The sequence below is a fragment of the Streptomyces sp. NBC_01089 genome (assembly GCF_045162975.1).
GTDB lineage: Bacteria > Actinomycetota > Actinomycetes > Streptomycetales > Streptomycetaceae > Streptomyces.
This window is the reverse complement of the sequence record NZ_CP108660.1, coordinates 2,477,048-2,493,324: the sequence shown is the minus strand read 5'-3', so window position 1 is coordinate 2,493,324 and position 16,277 is coordinate 2,477,048. Positions and strand designations below refer to the sequence as shown.

The 16,277-nt window shown below is 71.5% G+C and carries 16 protein-coding genes; 13 read left to right on the top strand and 3 right to left on the bottom strand.

Translation table 11 applies throughout. The features are described from left to right. Window positions 1–2: 2 nt before the first annotated feature. The 6 genes from OG510_RS10880 (at window position 3) to OG510_RS10855 (ending at window position 5,214) form a co-directional block, all read left to right on the top strand. Window positions 3–509, top strand: a complete 507-nt coding sequence (locus tag OG510_RS10880) for a MarR family winged helix-turn-helix transcriptional regulator (RefSeq protein ID WP_406136593.1) — start codon at window positions 3–5, stop codon at window positions 507–509. A 118-nt stretch (window positions 510–627) separates the two neighbouring features. Beyond that, entirely contained in the window at window positions 628–966 is a 339-nt protein-coding gene (locus tag OG510_RS10875; protein WP_406136592.1) for a DUF3817 domain-containing protein, read from the top strand. A 106-nt stretch (window positions 967–1,072) separates the two neighbouring features. After that, a complete protein-coding gene (locus OG510_RS10870) occupies window positions 1,073–2,773 on the top strand; it encodes a methylmalonyl-CoA mutase (RefSeq protein ID WP_406136591.1) in 1,701 nt (566 codons plus the stop codon). Window positions 2,774–2,895: 122 nt separating this feature from the next. Next, window positions 2,896–3,351: a MarR family winged helix-turn-helix transcriptional regulator gene (locus tag OG510_RS10865; protein WP_406136590.1), complete on the top strand. Its 456-nt coding sequence runs from the start codon at window positions 2,896–2,898 to the stop codon at window positions 3,349–3,351. Further along, on the top strand, window positions 3,348–4,397 hold the full coding sequence (locus OG510_RS10860; protein ID WP_406136589.1) for an ABC transporter ATP-binding protein: 1,050 nt from the start codon (window positions 3,348–3,350) through the stop codon (window positions 4,395–4,397). The genes OG510_RS10865 and OG510_RS10860 overlap by 4 nt, the downstream gene beginning before the upstream one ends. Next, window positions 4,357–5,214, top strand: a complete 858-nt coding sequence (locus tag OG510_RS10855; protein WP_164261811.1) for an ABC transporter permease — start codon at window positions 4,357–4,359, stop codon at window positions 5,212–5,214. Before OG510_RS10860 ends, OG510_RS10855 begins: the two co-directional genes overlap by 41 nt. A gap of 113 nt (window positions 5,215–5,327) precedes the next feature. Here OG510_RS10855 and OG510_RS10850 read toward each other — a convergent pair whose 3' ends face one another. Together OG510_RS10850 and OG510_RS10845 are read right to left on the bottom strand one after the other, a co-directional pair. Then, entirely contained in the window at window positions 5,328–6,803 is a 1,476-nt protein-coding gene (locus tag OG510_RS10850) for a sensor histidine kinase (RefSeq protein WP_406136588.1), read from the bottom strand. Beyond that, window positions 6,800–7,531 (bottom strand): response regulator transcription factor, encoded by a 732-nt coding sequence (locus tag OG510_RS10845; RefSeq protein WP_406136587.1) that lies wholly within the window; start codon window positions 7,529–7,531, stop codon window positions 6,800–6,802. Before OG510_RS10845 ends, OG510_RS10850 begins: the two co-directional genes overlap by 4 nt. A 64-nt stretch (window positions 7,532–7,595) precedes the next feature. On the opposite strand from OG510_RS10845, the gene OG510_RS10840 reads away from it, so the two are divergent. After that, window positions 7,596–8,729, top strand: a complete 1,134-nt coding sequence (locus tag OG510_RS10840; RefSeq protein ID WP_406136586.1) for a UDP-N-acetylglucosamine--N-acetylmuramyl-(pentapeptide) pyrophosphoryl-undecaprenol N-acetylglucosamine transferase — start codon at window positions 7,596–7,598, stop codon at window positions 8,727–8,729. Continuing rightward, a complete protein-coding gene (locus OG510_RS10835) occupies window positions 8,726–9,739 on the top strand; it encodes an SDR family NAD(P)-dependent oxidoreductase (RefSeq protein WP_406136584.1) in 1,014 nt (337 codons plus the stop codon). Before OG510_RS10840 ends, OG510_RS10835 begins: the two co-directional genes overlap by 4 nt. 125 nt (window positions 9,740–9,864) lie before the next feature. Here OG510_RS10835 and OG510_RS10830 read toward each other — a convergent pair whose 3' ends face one another. Further along, the gene (locus OG510_RS10830) at window positions 9,865–10,494 is read right to left on the bottom strand and encodes a TetR/AcrR family transcriptional regulator (RefSeq protein ID WP_406136582.1); all 630 of its coding nucleotides are present in this window, start codon (window positions 10,492–10,494) and stop codon (window positions 9,865–9,867) included. A 438-nt stretch (window positions 10,495–10,932) separates the two neighbouring features. On the opposite strand from OG510_RS10830, the gene OG510_RS10825 reads away from it, so the two are divergent. From OG510_RS10825 to OG510_RS10805, 5 genes are all read left to right on the top strand, one after another. Continuing rightward, window positions 10,933–11,910 carry a tetratricopeptide repeat protein gene (locus tag OG510_RS10825; protein WP_406136581.1) on the top strand — a complete coding sequence of 326 codons (978 nt, stop codon included), beginning with the start codon at window positions 10,933–10,935 and terminating at the stop codon, window positions 11,908–11,910. Window positions 11,911–12,521: 611 nt separating this feature from the next. Then, window positions 12,522–13,166, top strand: a complete 645-nt coding sequence (locus OG510_RS10820; protein ID WP_406136580.1) for a DUF6230 family protein — start codon at window positions 12,522–12,524, stop codon at window positions 13,164–13,166. Window positions 13,167–13,259: 93 nt separating this feature from the next. Continuing rightward, window positions 13,260–13,847 carry a DUF6114 domain-containing protein gene (locus OG510_RS10815; RefSeq protein ID WP_406136579.1) on the top strand — a complete coding sequence of 196 codons (588 nt, stop codon included), beginning with the start codon at window positions 13,260–13,262 and terminating at the stop codon, window positions 13,845–13,847. Further along, complete coding sequence (locus OG510_RS10810; protein WP_406142362.1) at window positions 13,837–15,213, top strand: hypothetical protein; 1,377 nt, start codon at window positions 13,837–13,839, stop codon at window positions 15,211–15,213. Before OG510_RS10815 ends, OG510_RS10810 begins: the two co-directional genes overlap by 11 nt. Window positions 15,214–15,447: 234 nt before the next feature. Further along, entirely contained in the window at window positions 15,448–16,221 is a 774-nt protein-coding gene (locus OG510_RS10805; protein WP_406136578.1) for a hypothetical protein, read from the top strand. Window positions 16,222–16,277: the final 56 nt, after the last annotated feature.

Genomic DNA, 16,277 nt, shown 5'->3' with positions numbered 1-16,277 from the left:
CCGTGCCAAAGCCGCTCAGCCTTGCCTTCGATCCCATCGCGCGCGCCGACGAACTCTGGCAGCAGCGCTGGGGCCCCGTGCCCTCGATGGCCGCCATCACCTCGATCATGCGCGCCCACCAGATCCTGCTCGCGGAGGTCGACGCGGTCGTCAAGCCGTACGGGCTGACGTTCGCGCGCTACGAGGCGCTGGTGCTGCTCACGTTCTCCAAGGCGGGCGAACTGCCGATGTCCAAGATCGGCGAGCGGCTGATGGTGCACCCCACATCGGTGACGAACACCGTCGACCGGCTGGTGAAGTCGGGTCTGGTCGACAAGCGCCCCAATCCGAACGACGGGCGCGGCACGCTGGCCTCCATCACCGACAAGGGCCGTGAGGTCGTCGAGGCGGCCAGTGCGGACCTGATGGCGATGGAGTTCGGGCTGTCCGCGTACGACGCGGAGGAGTGCGGCGAGATCTTCGCGATGCTCAGGCCGCTGCGGGTGGCGGTGGACGACTTCGAGGAGTAGCGCGGGGTCCCGCCGGGGGTCCGGCCCGCGGGTTCGGCCTGGGGCCCCGGCCTGCGGGCCCGGCCGAAGTGGCAACCCCGCCGAAGATCGCCCAAAGCGCCCGGATACGCTCGACTCCATGAAACGAAGCGTGCTGACCCGCTACCGCGTGATGGCCTACGTCACCGGTGTGCTGCTGGTCCTGCTGACCCTCGGCGTCATCGCCAAGTACCTGCTGGACATCAACGGGGCGACCGGTTTCGTCAGCATCGTCGGCATCGCGCACGGCTGGCTGTACGTGGTCTACCTGATCTTCGCCTTCGACCTCGGCTCCAAGGCGAAGTGGCCGGTGGCCAAGCAGATCTGGGTGCTGCTCGCCGGCACGGTCCCGACCGCGGCCTTCTTCGTCGAGCGGAAGATCTCCCGCGAGCTGGAGCCCCGGATCACCCAGCCGGCGCCGGTCGCGGCGAAAGCGTAACCGCGAAGGCGCCGCAGGGCGTGTTACGGCGTCATACCGCCGCCCGCACGATGTGCGGGCGGTCTCCCATCGACATTTACTAGGACGTCCTAGTAAATTCGAGGGTATGGACGCTCACGCCATTGAAGAAGGCCGCCGCCGCTGGCAGGCCAGGTACGACAAGGCACGCAAGCGGGACGCCGATTTCTCCACCCTGTCCGGCGACCCGGTGGACCCGGTGTACGGGCCCAGGCCGGGCGACACGTACGAGGGATTCGAACGGATCGGCTGGCCCGGTGAGTATCCGTACACCCGCGGCCTGCACCCCACCGGCTACCGCGGCCGTACCTGGACGATCCGGCAGTTCGCCGGGTTCGGCAACGCCCGCCAGACGAACGAGCGCTACAAGACGATCCTCGCCAACGGCGGCGGCGGTCTCTCGGTCGCGTTCGACATGCCGACGCTGATGGGACGCGACTCGGACGAGCCGAAGGCGCTCGGCGAGGTCGGCCACTGCGGGGTCGCCATCGACTCTGCCGCCGACATGGAGATCCTCTTCCAGGACATCCCGCTCGGCGACGTCACCACATCGATGACGATCAGCGGCCCGGCCGTCCCGGTCTTCTGTATGTACCTGGTCGCCGCCGAGCGCCAGGGCATCGACCCCGCGGTGCTGAACGGGACCCTCCAGACCGACATCTTCAAGGAGTACATCGCGCAGAAGGAGTGGCTCTTCCAGCCCGAGCCGCATCTGCGGCTGATCGGCGACCTGATGGAGCACTGCGCCGCCGCGATCCCCGCGTACAAACCTCTCTCGGTGTCCGGCTACCACATCCGTGAGGCGGGCGCGACGGCCGCGCAGGAGCTGGCGTACACCCTGGCGGACGGCTTCGGCTACGTCGAGCTGGGCCTCTCGCGCGGGATGGACGTGGACGTCTTCGCGCCCGGCCTGAGCTTCTTCTTCGACGCGCATGTCGACTTCTTCGAGGAGATCGCCAAGTTCCGCGCGGCGCGCAGGATCTGGGCGCGCTGGATGAAGGACGTCTACGGCGCTCGGACCGACAAGGCGCAGTGGCTCCGCTTCCACACCCAGACGGCCGGGGTCTCGCTGACCGCGCAGCAGCCGTACAACAACGTCGTCAGGACCGCGGTCGAGGCGCTCGCGGCCGTACTCGGCGGCACCAACTCGCTGCACACCAACGCCCTGGACGAGACGCTCGCGCTGCCGAGCGAGCAGGCCGCCGAGATCGCCCTGCGGACGCAGCAGGTGCTGATGGAGGAGACGGGCGTCGCCAATGTGGCGGACCCGCTGGGCGGCTCCTGGTACATCGAGCAGCTCACGGACCGCATCGAGGCCGACGCGGAGAAGATCTTCGACCAGATCAAGGAGCGCGGCCTGCGGGCCCACCCGGACGGGCAGCACCCGATCGGCCCGGTCACATCGGGCATCCTGCGCGGCATCGAGGACGGCTGGTTCACCGGCGAGATCGCCGAGTCCGCCTTCCAGTACCAGCGCTCGGTCGAGAAGGGCGACAAGCACGTCGTCGGCGTGAACTGCCTGCACGGCTCGGTCACCGGCGACCTGGAGATCCTCCGGGTCAGCCACGAGGTGGAGCGCGACCAGGTCCAGGAGCTGGTCGGCCGCAAGGCGGCCAGGGACGACGCCCGGGTACGGACCGCGCTGGACGCGATGCTCGCGGCCGCCAGGGACGGCTCGAACATGATCGAGCCGATGCTGGCGGCGGTCCGGGCCGAGGCGACGCTCGGCGAGATCTGCGGGGTGCTGCGGGACGAGTGGGGCGTCTACACGGAGCCGCCCGGGTTCTGACCCGGGAGCGCGGCCGGGCCCGGGAGTCCCTCCCGGGCCTTTTCCGTGCCCGGACGCGGGGCCGGTTTCCGTGCCCGGACGCGCACTGGTGGTTACCTCTGCGACAGAGCTAAAATGGCCCCGTGGCCACGGACGAGTTCCCCGAATCGCTCGCCGATGTACTCGCCGGTGTGCACCGGCTGGTACGGCGGCGGTTGCGGCGCGGGCTCACCACGCCGCCCCTGCGGGGAGCCCAGGCGGAGCTGCTGCGGCTGGTCGGCGGGCGGCCCGGGATCCGGGTGTCCGAGGCGGCCCGAGAGCTGTACGTGGCGGGCAATTCGGTCTCCACGCTGGTCAACCAGCTGAGCAGAGCCGGGTATCTGACCCGGGAGAGCGACCCCGACGACCGGCGTTCGGTGCGGCTGCGGCTCACCCCCGCGGCCCACGAACGGCTGCGTGACTGGCAGACGCGGCGCGGCGAGCTGGTCAGGGCCCAGGTGGCCCGGCTGTCCGACGACGACCGGGCGGCCCTGGCCGCGGCGCTCCCCGCGCTGCGCCGGCTCGCCGGGAACCTGCACGAGGAAGTGGAGGGCTCATGACTGCGACCCGGAGCGACGGCGAGAGCGGCGGCGAGAGCGGCGGCGACACCGGCGGTGCGGCGGCAGGGGGCCGCGGGGGTGCGGCGGGGACCGGCGGTGCGGCGGGGACTGGCAGGGGCGCGGCCGAGACCGGCGGCGCGGCGGGGACCGGCGGTGCGGCCGAGCACGACAGTGGCGGTGCGGCCGTCGCCTGCAGCGGACTCGAGTACGCCTTCGGGGAGACCAGGGCCGTCGACGGCGTGGACCTCTCGGTCCGCGCGGGCGAGGTCTTCGGTCTGCTCGGGCCGAACGGCGCGGGCAAGACCACCGTCATCCGCTGCATCACCACCCTGCTGCCCGTCCCGGCAGGCCGGGTGCGGGTGTTCGGACACGACGCGGCGAAGGAGCGCATGGCGGTGCGGCGCCTGCTCGGCTACGTACCGCAGCAGCTCTCCGCCGACGCCGGGCTGACCGCACGGGAGAACGTCGCGTTGTTCGCGCGGGTCTTCGACGTCTCCCGGCGCGAACGGGCCGAGCGCGTCGGCCAGGCACTCGCCGCCGTCGGCCTCGACGGCACCGCCGACCGGCTCGCCAAGACGTACTCGGGCGGCATGATCCGCCGCCTCGAACTCGCCCAGGCGCTGGTCAGCGCACCCCGGCTGCTGATCCTCGACGAGCCGACCATCGGCCTCGACCCGATCGCCAGGACCAGCGTGTGGGAGCACATCGACGCCGTACGCGAGGCCACCGGGATGACCGTGCTGGTGACCACGCACTACATGGACGAGGCCGAGCAGTACTGCGACCGGCTCGCGCTGATGCACCAGGGCCGGGTACGGGCGCTCGGCACCCCCGAACAGCTCAGAGCCGACCTGCGGGAGCGCCGCCGTACGCAGAGCGCCGGCTCCGCCGCCGGTGCCGCGGCCGCCCCCGCCCACCACGGCAACGACACCGAGCCCACGCTTGAGGACGTCTTCCGGGACGTCGCGGGCAGCGGGCTCGACGAGCAGGGAGGCGAATTCCGCGATGTCCGTTCCACCCGCCGCACCGCCACCCGCGTCGGCTGAGACCGGCCGGGCCGGGCTCGGGCTGCTGCTCGTCCCGCCGAAGGCGCGCACCGGCTGGCGGATGGTGCCGGCCAGGGCCGGGGCCATGTGCCTGGTCGAGCTGCAGAAGCTGCGCCACGACCGCACCGAGCTGTACACCAGGGCCGTCCAGCCCGCCCTCTGGCTGCTGATCTTCGGTGAGACCTTCACCCGGATCAGGGCCATCCCGACCGGCGGCATCCCGTACATCGACTATCTGGCGCCCGGCATCATCGCCCAGTCCGCGATGTTCATCGCGATCTTCTACGGCATCCAGATCATCTGGGAGCGGGACGCCGGGATCCTCACCAAGCTGCTGGTCACACCGACCCCCAGATCCGCCCTGATCACCGGCAAGGCGTTCGCCGCCGGGGTGAAGGCGCTGATCCAGGCGGTGGTGGTGATCGTCATCGCCGCGCTGCTCGGGGTCGCCCTGACCTGGAACCCGCTGCGGCTGCTCGGGGTCGCCGTGATCGTGATCCTCGGCTCGGCGTTCTTCTCCTGTCTGTCCATGACGATCGCCGGGATCGTGCTGACCCGCGACCGGCTGATGGGGATCGGACAGGCCATCACCATGCCGCTGTTCTTCGGCTCCAACGCCCTGTACCCGGTCGCGATCATGCCCGGCTGGCTCCAGGCGATCAGCAAGGCCAATCCGCTGAGCTATCAGGTCGACGCCCTGCGCGGGCTGCTGCTGGGCACCCCGGCCCATCTGGGCCTGGACTACGCGGTACTGGTGGTCGCCGCCGCGCTCGGCGTGCTCGCCGCTTCGTCGCTGCTGGGGCGCCTGGCGCGGTGACGCGCTTCAACTCCCGGGCTGCGGTGCCTCACCCGGTGACGCGCCTCAACTCCCGGGCCTCGCCGCCTTGTCCGGCGACGCCCCGCCTCGCCCGGTGACGCGCCGCCCCCGCCTCACGGCAGGCTCAGCCGGAACAGCGCCCCGCCGCCCGGTGCCTGCTCGGCGGTCAGCTCCGCCCCGTGCGCGCGGGCGATCTGGCGGGCCATCGCGAGACCGAGCCCGGAGCCGGGCAGCGCACGCGCGGCGCGGGCCCGGTAGAAGCGGTCGAAGACATACGGCAGGTCGTCGGGGGCGATCCCGGGCCCGTGGTCACGTACCGTCAGCTCGGCCGAGGTGAGGACGAGCTCGACCGCACCCCCCTCACCGGAGAACTTCGCCGCGTTCGAGAGCAGATTGGCGAGCAGCCGGGAGAGCCGCGCCGGTACGCCGTTCAGCACCGGGTCCGCCACGAGTTCCAGGGTGAAGGCCAGTCCCGGCCAGTGACCGCGGGCCGCCGCCACCGCGTGTTCGGCCAGCGGGGCCAGCCGGACGCTCTCCACCAGCGGTACGGGCTCCTCGTCGCGGGCCAGTTCGATCAGGTCGTTCACCAGCGTCGTCACCTCATGGATCTGCCGGGTGAGGGCGCCGGAGGCCCGGTCGCGCTGGGCGGGCGTCAACCTGTCCGACCTGGCGAGCAGTTCGGCGTTGGTCCGCAGCGCCGTGAGCGGGGTGCGCAGCTCGTGCGAGGCGTCCGCCACCAGCCGGCGCTGGGCGGTGACCGACTGCTCCAGCTCACCCAGCATGGTGTTGAACGTGGTGGCCAGCCGGGTGACCTCGTCCTCCCGGGTCGCGGGCCCGGGCGGCAGCTCGATGCGGTGGCGCGGGTCCCGGGTGGCGGCGATCCGCTCGGCGGCCCGGGTGAGCCGGGCCACCGGCGCCAGACCGGTGCGCGAGACCCAGTAGCCCAGCGCCGCCGCGATCAGCACCCCGGCGCCGCCGACCGCGGCGAGCAGCTGGGCCGTGCGCCGCACGCTCTTCTCCACCGGGTCGGCGCGCAGGGCGACCTGCACCGCCTCACGGTGGCCGAAGGTGGTGGTGAGCATCCGGGTGGGGCGCCCCTCCAGAGTGATGTTGCTGAAGTACGGGGCACGGGTGCCCGCTGCGACCTCACGGACCGGGCCCGACACCGGGAGGAGATAGGGCTTGGCGGGGTCGGCCGACGGGTCGGCCGGCACGATCTGTGAGCAGGCCGGTGACGCCAGGAACTGGCACTGGCCCTCGACGACCCCGGGTGTCCCGCCCCCGCGCCCGCCGCCGGACACCGACGCCGACTGGATGAGGTTCAGGTCCAGCTGGTGGTAGATCTCGTACCGCTGGACGAAGAACGCCGCGGCGCACACCCCGAGCGCCACCAGGGCCACGGCCGCCGAAGCGGTCAGGGCCAGCCGGGTGCGCAGCGGACGGCGGCGGCGCCAGCGCGCACCGAGCCGGTGGGAGTGCGACCGGCGCGGGCCGGTCCGGCCCGCACGGTTTCCCCGGCCGTCACGACTGCCCCTGTCGCCCTGGTCGCCCCTGTCGTCACGGCCGTCCCGGCCGGCCGGGGTGCTCATGCCGTGTCCAGCCGGTAGCCGACCCCGTGCACGGTGTGGACCAGGCGCGGTTCGCCCGCGGCCTCCAGTTTGCGGCGCAGGTAACCGACGTACACCGCGAGGGAGTTGGAGTCGGGGCCGAAGTCCTGCCCCCAGACCCGCTCCAGGATCAGCTCCCGGGTGAGGACCTGCCCGGGATGGCGCAGCAGCAGATCGAGCAGGGCGAACTCGGTCCTGCTGAACTCGATGGGGCGCCCCGCCCGGCGCCCGGTGCGGGTCACCGGGTCCACGGTCAGATCCCCGTACGACAGCGCGCCAGGCTCCTCCTCCACCGGCGCGGCCCGCCGCAGCAGCGCCCGCACCCGGGCGATCAGCTCGTCGAGCGCGAACGGCTTCACGAGATAGTCGTCGGCGCCCGCCTCCAGGCCGTCCACCCGCTCGCTCACCGAGTCCAGCGCGGTCAGCACCAGTACCGGCGTACGGTCGCCGACGGCGCGCAGCCTGCGGCAGACCGCGAGGCCGTCGAGGACCGGCATCATCACATCGAGCACCACCGCGTCCGGCTGCCAGGAGGCGACGGCCGACAGCGCGTCGAGACCGTCGGCCGCGCCCCGCACCTCGTACCCCTCGACGCTGAGACCGTCCTCGACCGCCACCCGGACCTCCGGCTGGTCGTCCACGACCAGGATCTTTCTCGGCCGGGGGCTCGCGGGCGGCGGCTGCGCGTGCGAGTGCGGATACGGGTTCATGGAGCAAAGCCTGCCAAACCCGCCTCTTAGAACCTTCTTACCCCGCGCGACGAGTGTGCCGCTCATGCGCACACCACTCTCCGTCGTGATCGGTGCGGGCGGCACCGGCGGTCATATCTACCCCGGCCTGGCCCTCGCCGACGCCCTGCGCCGGGCCGTACCCGGCGCGGTGATCTCCTTCGTCGGCACCGAACGCGGCCTCGAATCCACGCTCATACCCGGCGCCGGATACCCGCTGCACACCGTCGACATGATCCCCTTCGACCCGGCGCTCGGCGCCCGCCGCTATCTGCTGCCCGCCGCCCTGCTGAAGTCCGGCGTGCAGTGCCGGACGATCCTGCGCGAGCAGCGGGCCCAGGTCGCGGTCGGCATGGGCGGCTACCCCAGCGCGCCGGTGGTGCTCGGCGCCCGGATGGCCGGTGTGCCGAGCGTCATCCACGAGTCCAACGCGGTGCCGGGCCGCGCCAACCAGTTCGCGGCCCGGCTCACCCCGCATCTCACCGTCGCCTTCGACCGCAGCCGGGCCCATCTCGCGGGCGGCGAGAACGCCGAGACGGTCGGGATGCCGATCGCCGCACCGATCGCGTCACTCGACCGCCCCGCGCTGCGGGCACAGGCCAGGCACGCGCTCGGTGTGCCCGCGGGGGCGCGGCTGCTCCTCGTCAACGGCGGCAGCCTCGGCGCCGCCCGGCTCACCGCCGCCGCGGTCGGGCTCGCGGCCCGCTGGCAGGGGCGTACGGACGTCCATCTGCTCATCAAGACCGGTCCTGCCGCACTGGAGGCGGCCCGCACCAGGCTCGCCGACGAGGGCGGCTGCCGGATCGCCCGCGCCGTCCCCTATCTGGACCGGATGGACCTGGCGTACGCCGCTGCCGACCTGGTCGTCTGCCGGGCCGGCTCCGCCACCGTCGCCGAGCTGGCCACCACCGGGGTGCCCGCGGTCCTCGTGCCGTATCCGCACGCGCCGGGCGACCACCAGACCCACAACGCCCGCGTCCTCGGCGACGCCGGGGCCGGGGTGCTGATCGCCGACGAGGAGACGACGGCGGAGCGGCTCGCGGAAGTGGCGGGCCCGCTCCTCGCCGACCCGGCCAGGCTCGCCGCGATGAGCGGTGCGGCCGACCCCTCCACTCACGCCCGGGCGGCGGATCTGCTCGCCGCCCGGGTCCTGTCCCACGCGAAGGAGTTCACCTCATGACCACCTCACCGGCCGCGCAGGCCACCATCTGGCAGAACCGCACCGTCCTCGTCACCGGGGCCGAGGGCTTCATCGGCTCGGCCCTCGTCGACCTGCTGGTGGAGCAAGGGGCCCGGGTCCGGGCGTTCGTGCACTACAAGCCGTACGGCGAGAAGGGCCACCTGGCCCGCCATCTGGGCAGCTCCCGGGTGGAGATGGTGGCGGGCGACGTCCGGGACGCGGGCCGGGTCGACGACGCCGTCGCCGGCTGCGACACGGTCTTCCACCTCGCCGCGCTGATCGGCATCCCGTACAGCTACGACGCCCCCGGCGCGTACGTCGCCACGAATGTCACCGGCACCGAGAACATCGCCGAGTCCTGCCGCCGGCACTCCGTACGCCGGCTGCTGCACACCTCCACGAGTGAGGTGTACGGGACCGCGCTCACCGCCCCGATCAGTGAACGGCACCCGCTCCAGCCGCAGTCCCCGTACTCCGCGTCCAAAATCGGCGCCGACATGATGGCGCTGTCGCACTGGCACGCGTTCGAACTGCCGGTGACGGTGGTACGGCCCTTCAACACCTACGGGCCCCGGCAGTCCGCGCGCGCCGTCATCCCCACCATCCTCGCCCAACTCCACTCCGGGGCGCGGGAGATCAAGCTCGGCTCGCTCACCCCGACCCGAGACTTCACCTATGTCACGGACACCGCGCGCGGCTTCCTCGCACTGGCCGACTGCGACCGGGCACTGGGCGAGAGCGTCAATCTCGGTACCGGGCAGGAGATTTCGATCGGGGATCTGGCGCAGGCGCTGATCGCGGCATCCGGCCGGGAGGCGGAGGTCGTCGTCGACCCGGCCAGGCTGCGGCCTTCGGGCAGCGAGGTCCAGCGGCTGCTGTCGGACAACTCGCGGGCCAGGGAGTGGGCGGGCTGGCAGCCGGAGGTCCCGCTGGCCGAGGGGCTGAAGCACACATCGGAGTGGATCGCGGAGAATCTGCACCTGTTCGCGGCAGACCGCTACCAGGTCTGAGGCGAGGGCTGCTACCAGGTCGGAAAAGAGGGCCGCCGGGCCGGAAGAGCACCCGGAGCCGCGCCTGAGTGTCACGCGGGCGGTGGCCGGGCCGGTGTGTCACGCGGGGCGGCCGCGCCGGGGCGTCACACCGGCGGAGGCTGGGCCGGGGCGCTGAGCCCGGTGCAGAGCAGCAGGGTGAACTCGCGCGCCCACTCCTCGTCCACCGGCTCCGCGCTCACCAGCGCCCGGTGCACCACCGCGCCCGCGACCACGTCGAAGATCAGGTCGGTGTGCCGGGCCGAGGTCTCGGGGTCGTCCTCCAGGGGGAGTTCACCCCGGGCCTGTGCCCGCTCGCGGCCGATCGTCACCAGCCGCTTCTGCCGGTCGACGATCGCCGAGCGGATCCGGGCGCGCAGCGCTTCGTCGCTGATCGACTCGGCGACCACCGCCATCAGCGCGGTCTTGGTCTCGGGCCGGGCGAGGAGCGCGGCGAACTGGAGCACCACGCCCTCGATGTCGGCGGACAGACTGCCGCGGTCGGGCAGTTCCAGCTCGTCGAAGAGGACCGCGACGGCGTCCACGACCAGCTCGTTCTTGTGCGACCAGCGGCGGTAGAGCGTCGTCTTCGCCACCCCGGCGCGGGCCGCCACATCGCCCATGGTCAGCCGCGACCAGCCCAGGTCGACCAGCGCGGCTCTCGTCGCGACGAGGATCGCGGTATCGGCCTCGGTGGAGCGTGGGCGACCCGTTCGGGAGGGCTTGCTGAGCGGCATGCCCGCGACCATACCGGTCAGTAGCTCAGCCGCCGTGAGTCAGATCACGGGAAACCGCCGGAGAATTTTCGCCCGCTGTTCCCGGTCGACCAGTTACGCTACGAGTCGTAGCGTAAAGAGGCGCGCACGTGCCCCTTTCCTGCGGCCGCGGCACGAGCACAGGACGAGCACGGCGCGTGCACAGTACGAGCACGGCACCACGCGATGACCACGCGACAACCGGGTGACAAGAACAGCACGACAGCCACTGGCGTCAGGGTGGGGACCCCGGCGCCTGTCCCAGGGCCCGCGATCGGGCCGAAGGACCGCGTCCGGCCGTACGCCCCGCATCCGGCGGGGGGTGTACGGACGGGCCGGTCCCGTACCACCGGCGGATTTCGCCGACAGCTTTCCCGAACGGCTTTCCTGAACGAGTGGTGGAGGGGGGAGGATGTACGTATGCAGCCTAGGAACATGTCCATGAGCGGCGTCGTCGACCTCGCCGCAGTGAAGGCCGCCGGCGAGGCCCGGCAGAAAGCGGAGCAGGCGCGCGCCGAGACCGCGAGGCAGGGCGGTGCCACGCCGGTCTCGCCCGTCTCGCTGGTGATCGATGTCGACGAAGCCGGCTTCGAGCGCGATGTCATCCAGCGCTCCGCCGAGGTCCCGGTCGTCATCGACTTCTGGGCCGAGTGGTGCGAGCCCTGCAAGCAGCTCGGCCCCCTCCTCGAACGCCTCGCCGTCGAGTACAACGGCCGCTTCCTGCTCGCCAAGGTCGACGTCGACGCCAACCAGATGCTGATGCAGCAGTTCGGGATCCAGGGGATTCCCGCCGTTTTCGCCGTCGTGGCCGGGCAGGCGCTGCCGCTCTTCCAGGGTGCGGCGCCCGAGGCGCAGATCCGGCAGACCCTGGACCAGCTGATCCAGGTGGGCGAGGAGCGTTTCGGTATCACCGGCATCCCGGTGGACCCCGACGCCGCGCCCCCCGCCGATGACGCCGAGCCCGCCGAAGTGCCGGCCGGTCCCTATGACGCGCTGCTCGAAGCGGCCGTACAGGCGCTGGACGCCAATGACTTCGACGGCGCGATCCAGGCGTACCGCAACGTCCTCTCGGACGACCCGGCCAACGAGGAGGCCAAGCTCGGCCTCGCCCAGGCCGAACTGCTCGGCCGGGTCAAGGACCTGGACCCCCAGCAGGTCCGGAAGGACGCGGCCGACAAGCCCGCCGATGTCCCGGCGCAGCTCGCCGCCGCCGACCTCGATCTGGTCGGCGGTCATGTCGAGGACGCCTTCGGCCGTCTGGTGCAGACCGTGCAGCGCACGGTGGGCAGTGACCGCGAGGCGGCCCGGGTCCATCTGCTCCAGCTCTTCGAAGTGATCGGATCCGAGGACCCGAGGGTGACCGCCGCCCGTTCCGCCCTGGCGCGTGTGCTGTTCTGACGTTGGGTCTGAACAGTCACTAAACGCGCGGTGTCGGCGGGTTGGCCCGGACGATTTGGCGACACAGCGATAACCGACGGCCGTACTTTGCCAAAACTTGGCAATTGCGGCCGTCTGTTACTCCGAGTAAATCCAGTACCTCCTTCTGCCCGGTTATGGGTGGCTACCGGCCGATGTAGCGCCGGCGTCGGGTCCACCCTGTGTGCCCGCGTGATATCGGCGGGTCGCGGTTCGGTTATCAGGCCGTTACTAGCCGGTAACGAGCCCCTTGTGTCACGGCCGCGAATGCACCACGATCGGCCACGCTCGGTCCAATAACGCACCAGCGCGACATCCGGTCGCGGCGTGGCCGCTTGGGTCCCCACCGAGCCGGTCGGCGGCAGTGGCGCCGGCTGCGGGACAGGGGGGTTCCTGCCACCCGGCGGGGCCTGTCCAGCGGTTGCGCGAAGGCGTGGCCAGTGGTTGTCGCTCGGGGGTGATCGCCGGTGCTTCGGACGCGGTTCGCGCTTCTGAACCGGGCGCTCTCCTTCCCGAGGACGTAGCACTTCTCCCATCCCAGGACGGGCTTCGAACCCGATCCGGAGATGTACGTCCGAGAAGGAGGAAACTAAGTGAGTTCCCAGGTACGTGGCGGAACCAGATGGAAGCGGTTCGCGCTGGTCATGGTGCCGAGCGTGGTCGCCACCGCTGCGGTGGGCGTCGGCCTCGCGCAGGGTGCGCTCGCCGCTTCGTTCAGCGTGTCCGGCCAGAGCTTCAAGGTCAGCGCCGACCAGCTGGTCGGCCAGGACTTCGTCCAGTACGGCAGTGTCGCGACCGGCAAAGACCTGAACGGCAAGAGCGCCGCGCACGCGGTGGCCGTGTCGGGCTTCAGCAGCGCGACGATCAACAACATGTGCCAGTCGGTCGTCACGCCCAACCTGCCGTTCGGTCTGGGCAGTGTCACCCTGCAGCTGCACGCGGGCACCGACGCCAAGAAGCCGGTCGAGGCGACGAACCTGTACCTCGACGTCGCGAGCCTCGACGCCGATGCGACGTTCAAGAACATCGACATCGGTGTAGCGGCCGGTGACCCGTCCAACAAGACGGGCATCGAGCACGGCACGGAGAAGGCCGTCAACCCGAACGGCTTCGCGCAGCGCGCCGACGAGGCGACGCTGCAGCACGTGAAGCAGACGGCGTGGGCGACCACGGCCGGCACCTTCAAGCTCAGCAACTTGAGCCTGAGGCTCAAGCCGGGCGTCAAGGAGTGCTACTAAGCACGCCCGGGTGGCCGGAGCGCCTTGTGGCGCTGCGGCCGCCCGAACCCCCCTACTTCTCAGAGCAACACCGGTACCAGGGAGCTGTTTTCCATGAGCGCCGAGTCCACAGGTTCCCGCGATTTCACCTACTGGCGGCTTCGCTTCCGCGCCTGGCGGGGGAACCGACCCTTCTGGGCGGGCCTGTTCACCATGGTGGGAGGCGTGCCGATCGCCTACTTCCCGTACGCCAACATGCACCTCGGCAATGTGACGCTGGCGATGTCCACCACTGCGGGCGCCGGGTCGCTGATCATCGGCGTGCTGCTCGTCACGCTCGGTGTGACCATGTGGTTCCACGGTGCCGTCCGGGTGTTCGCGGGGATAGCGGCGATCCTGCTGGCGCTGATCTCCCTCCCGGTGGCCAACATCGGTGGCTTCGTCGTCGGCTTCCTGCTGTCGATGATCGGCGGGGCGCTCTCGCTCTCCTGGGCACCGGCGAAGCCGAACGCCGACCCGGCGGTGCCCGCGCAGGGCGGCTCCGCCGACGGGACTCCGCACGGAAGTACGCCCGAAGGCACCGCTCCGGCGGACGAGTTCTCCCCCTTCGGTCACGCGCCTGGCATCCCTGAGCAGAAGTCGGCTGCGTATGACAAGGACACGACAGTGGATGCCAACGGTGGGAGGCACCGTGCGGGGTGACGAAGCGCAGCTGGATACCACCGAAGGCGACGACTTCCCGGAGAGAAGAGGGGGCCGTCACGCGGCCCCGAGGAAGTCGCTGCTGACGAAGCTGCACATACCCGCGAGCAAGGCGATAGCCCTGGCGGCCATGCCCACCGCGGTGTTCGTCGGGATGGGACTCACCCCCAAGCTGGCGATGGCCGACGACCAGGGTGACGTCCCGTTCGCAGCCGGTCCCTGTGTGTCCCGCTCCGACGACCCGAGCCCGTCCGCGAAGCCCTCGGACTCTCCGAGCCCCTCGGCCAGCGCGTCGGACGACGCGAAGGACAAGGCCAAGGACGCCAAGGACAAGGCCAAGAAGGACGACAAGGCGGCCGGCGCATCGGACACGCCCTCTCCTTCGGCCACCCCTTCGGCGGGCGGGACCGGTTCCGCCAAGAAGGACACCGCGTCGCCGTCCGGTTCGTCCGCGGGCGACCCGTCGCCGAGCGCGACCGAGTCGAAGAACCCGCTGGACCCGCTGGGTGTGGGTGACGCGCTCAAGCACCTGTTCAACCCGGACAAGGACAAGGCGAGCCCGTCCCCGGACCCGTCGTCCTCCGCGACATCCGAGAAGACGGCCGCCGAGAAGACCGCAGCCGAGAAGAAGGCCGCGGAGAAGAAGGCGGCGGAGAAGAAAGCCGCTGAGAAGAAGGCGGCCGACAAGAAGGCGGCCGACTCCGCTGCGAAGACGGCCGGTCAGGTTACCGGCGCGGCGAAGAGCACGGCCGACAAGACCGCCGAGAAGATCCGCGAGGCGGCCGCCGAGGCCGGCAAGTCGGTCAAGGAACTCCCCTCGGACGTCAAGGGGCTCGACCCGAAGAAGGACACGGACATCCCGGACGGCGCCAAGCCGTCCTACCCGTGCCCGACCCCCGACCCCAAGGCGCTCGCCGCGGCCGATCTGGAACAGGGCATCCCCGCCCTGCCCGACGACCCGTGGACGCTGAAGAGTTCGATGCTGACCCTCAAGGGCCTCGACTACAAGGGCATCGTCGAGGTCAGGACGGCCAGCGGCAAGATCAAGAAGGTCCTGAAGTTCACCTCGTCCTCGCTGGACATCAAGGACCTGCACCAGATGACCGTCGGCCCGAACGGGTCCACCGGCCATGTGAAGGGCGCACCGGGCTCGACGTCGACCATCCGCGACGGCCAGGTCACGATGTACACGGAGTCGCTGAAGGGCAACCTCTTCGGCCTCATCCCGATCACCTTCAGCCCCGACACCCCGCCGCCGATCAACGTACCGTTCGCGTTCTTCACGGACGTCACGGTGAAGCAGGCAGGGCAGTTCGGCGGCACGCTCCACATCCCCGGTCTGCAGAACTACTTCACGGGCGCCTGACCCCCCGGCGCGCGAACTTCCGGGAGCCGCGGAAACGGCTGTGGCCCGCCCCCTCGAAACAGAGGGCGCGGGCCACAGCCGTTTCCGCGGGACGGGACCGCGGTCCGGCCGGGTGCCGTGGACGGGACGGTGCCGTGAGCGACGGCCGGACGCCCCCGCTTCCGGCCGGTGGGGCAGAATCGCCTGAGCCGTACGGATGTCCGAAGCCGGGCGGAGACCGTGGGGGAGTGAGCGGTGGGGGCTGTCGACGGCTGCCGGGCGACCGGCGACGAGGGCGTGCCCGCCGGGCGCGTGGGCATACAACCGCGCCCCGCCGCAGGCGGGTTCACCGCGTACGGCAGGAGGCTGCTGCTCGGCGAGTGGCGGCGGATCGTGGTCGAGCCCGCACGCGCCTGCCGGCGGCGCGGGGTGGCGGGGGTCGCCCTTGGGGTGCTGGCCGTCCTCGCGGTGATCGTCGTGCACGAGCTGATACGGACCCGTACGGGCGCCGTCGCGATACGGCTGACCGGCGAGGTCCGGGGCGATCTGCCCCTCCCGCTGGTCCTGCTGCGTACCCCCGTCTCGCTGGTCCTCACGGACCCCGGGCTGCCCGTGTGGGCCGGGCTGCCCCGGCTGTTCCTCGCCTTCGCGCTCGCCGAGCTGGCCATCGGCCGCACCCGGACCCTCCTGATCGCCTGCGGCACATCCCTCGCGGGCACGCTGGGCGCCCGGGCGATGATCGCCCTGGGCCACGGCCCGTTCGGGCTGCCGCCCGGCACCGCGCACGTCCTCGACACCGGACCGTCCGCCGCTGTGGCCGGGCTCCTCGCCTATCTGGCCGTGGTCAGGCGCGCGCCGGTGTTCGCCGTACTGACCAGCGGGGTGATCGTCGTCCAGTCGGCGCTCAGGCCGAATCTGGCGGGGCGTGAACATCTGCTGGCCGTGGGGGTGGCGCTGGTCATCGGGGCCGCCGCATCCGTACGCGCCCGGCGTGCGCGCGGCACGACTGCCGCCACTGTGGCGGGGTGACGGGGTTTCCGGGCGCCGCGGGCGTATTCTCCGGCCGCCCGCGGCATTCCGCCGGG

Coding starts and splice junctions, on each gene's coding strand:
- OG510_RS10875 (WP_406136592.1), top strand. CDS start 628: ATGAAACGAAGCGTGCTGACCCGCTACCGCGTGATGGCCTACGTCACC.
- OG510_RS10870 (WP_406136591.1), top strand. CDS start 1,073: ATGGACGCTCACGCCATTGAAGAAGGCCGCCGCCGCTGGCAGGCCAGG.
- OG510_RS10860 (WP_406136589.1), top strand. CDS start 3,348: ATGACTGCGACCCGGAGCGACGGCGAGAGCGGCGGCGAGAGCGGCGGC.
- OG510_RS10855 (WP_164261811.1), top strand. CDS start 4,357: ATGTCCGTTCCACCCGCCGCACCGCCACCCGCGTCGGCTGAGACCGGC.
- OG510_RS10850 (WP_406136588.1), bottom strand. CDS start 6,803: ATGAGCACCCCGGCCGGCCGGGACGGCCGTGACGACAGGGGCGACCAG.
- OG510_RS10845 (WP_406136587.1), bottom strand. CDS start 7,531: ATGAACCCGTATCCGCACTCGCACGCGCAGCCGCCGCCCGCGAGCCCC.
- OG510_RS10840 (WP_406136586.1), top strand. CDS start 7,596: ATGCGCACACCACTCTCCGTCGTGATCGGTGCGGGCGGCACCGGCGGT.
- OG510_RS10835 (WP_406136584.1), top strand. CDS start 8,726: ATGACCACCTCACCGGCCGCGCAGGCCACCATCTGGCAGAACCGCACC.
- OG510_RS10830 (WP_406136582.1), bottom strand. CDS start 10,494: ATGCCGCTCAGCAAGCCCTCCCGAACGGGTCGCCCACGCTCCACCGAG.
- OG510_RS10825 (WP_406136581.1), top strand. CDS start 10,933: ATGCAGCCTAGGAACATGTCCATGAGCGGCGTCGTCGACCTCGCCGCA.
- OG510_RS10815 (WP_406136579.1), top strand. CDS start 13,260: ATGAGCGCCGAGTCCACAGGTTCCCGCGATTTCACCTACTGGCGGCTT.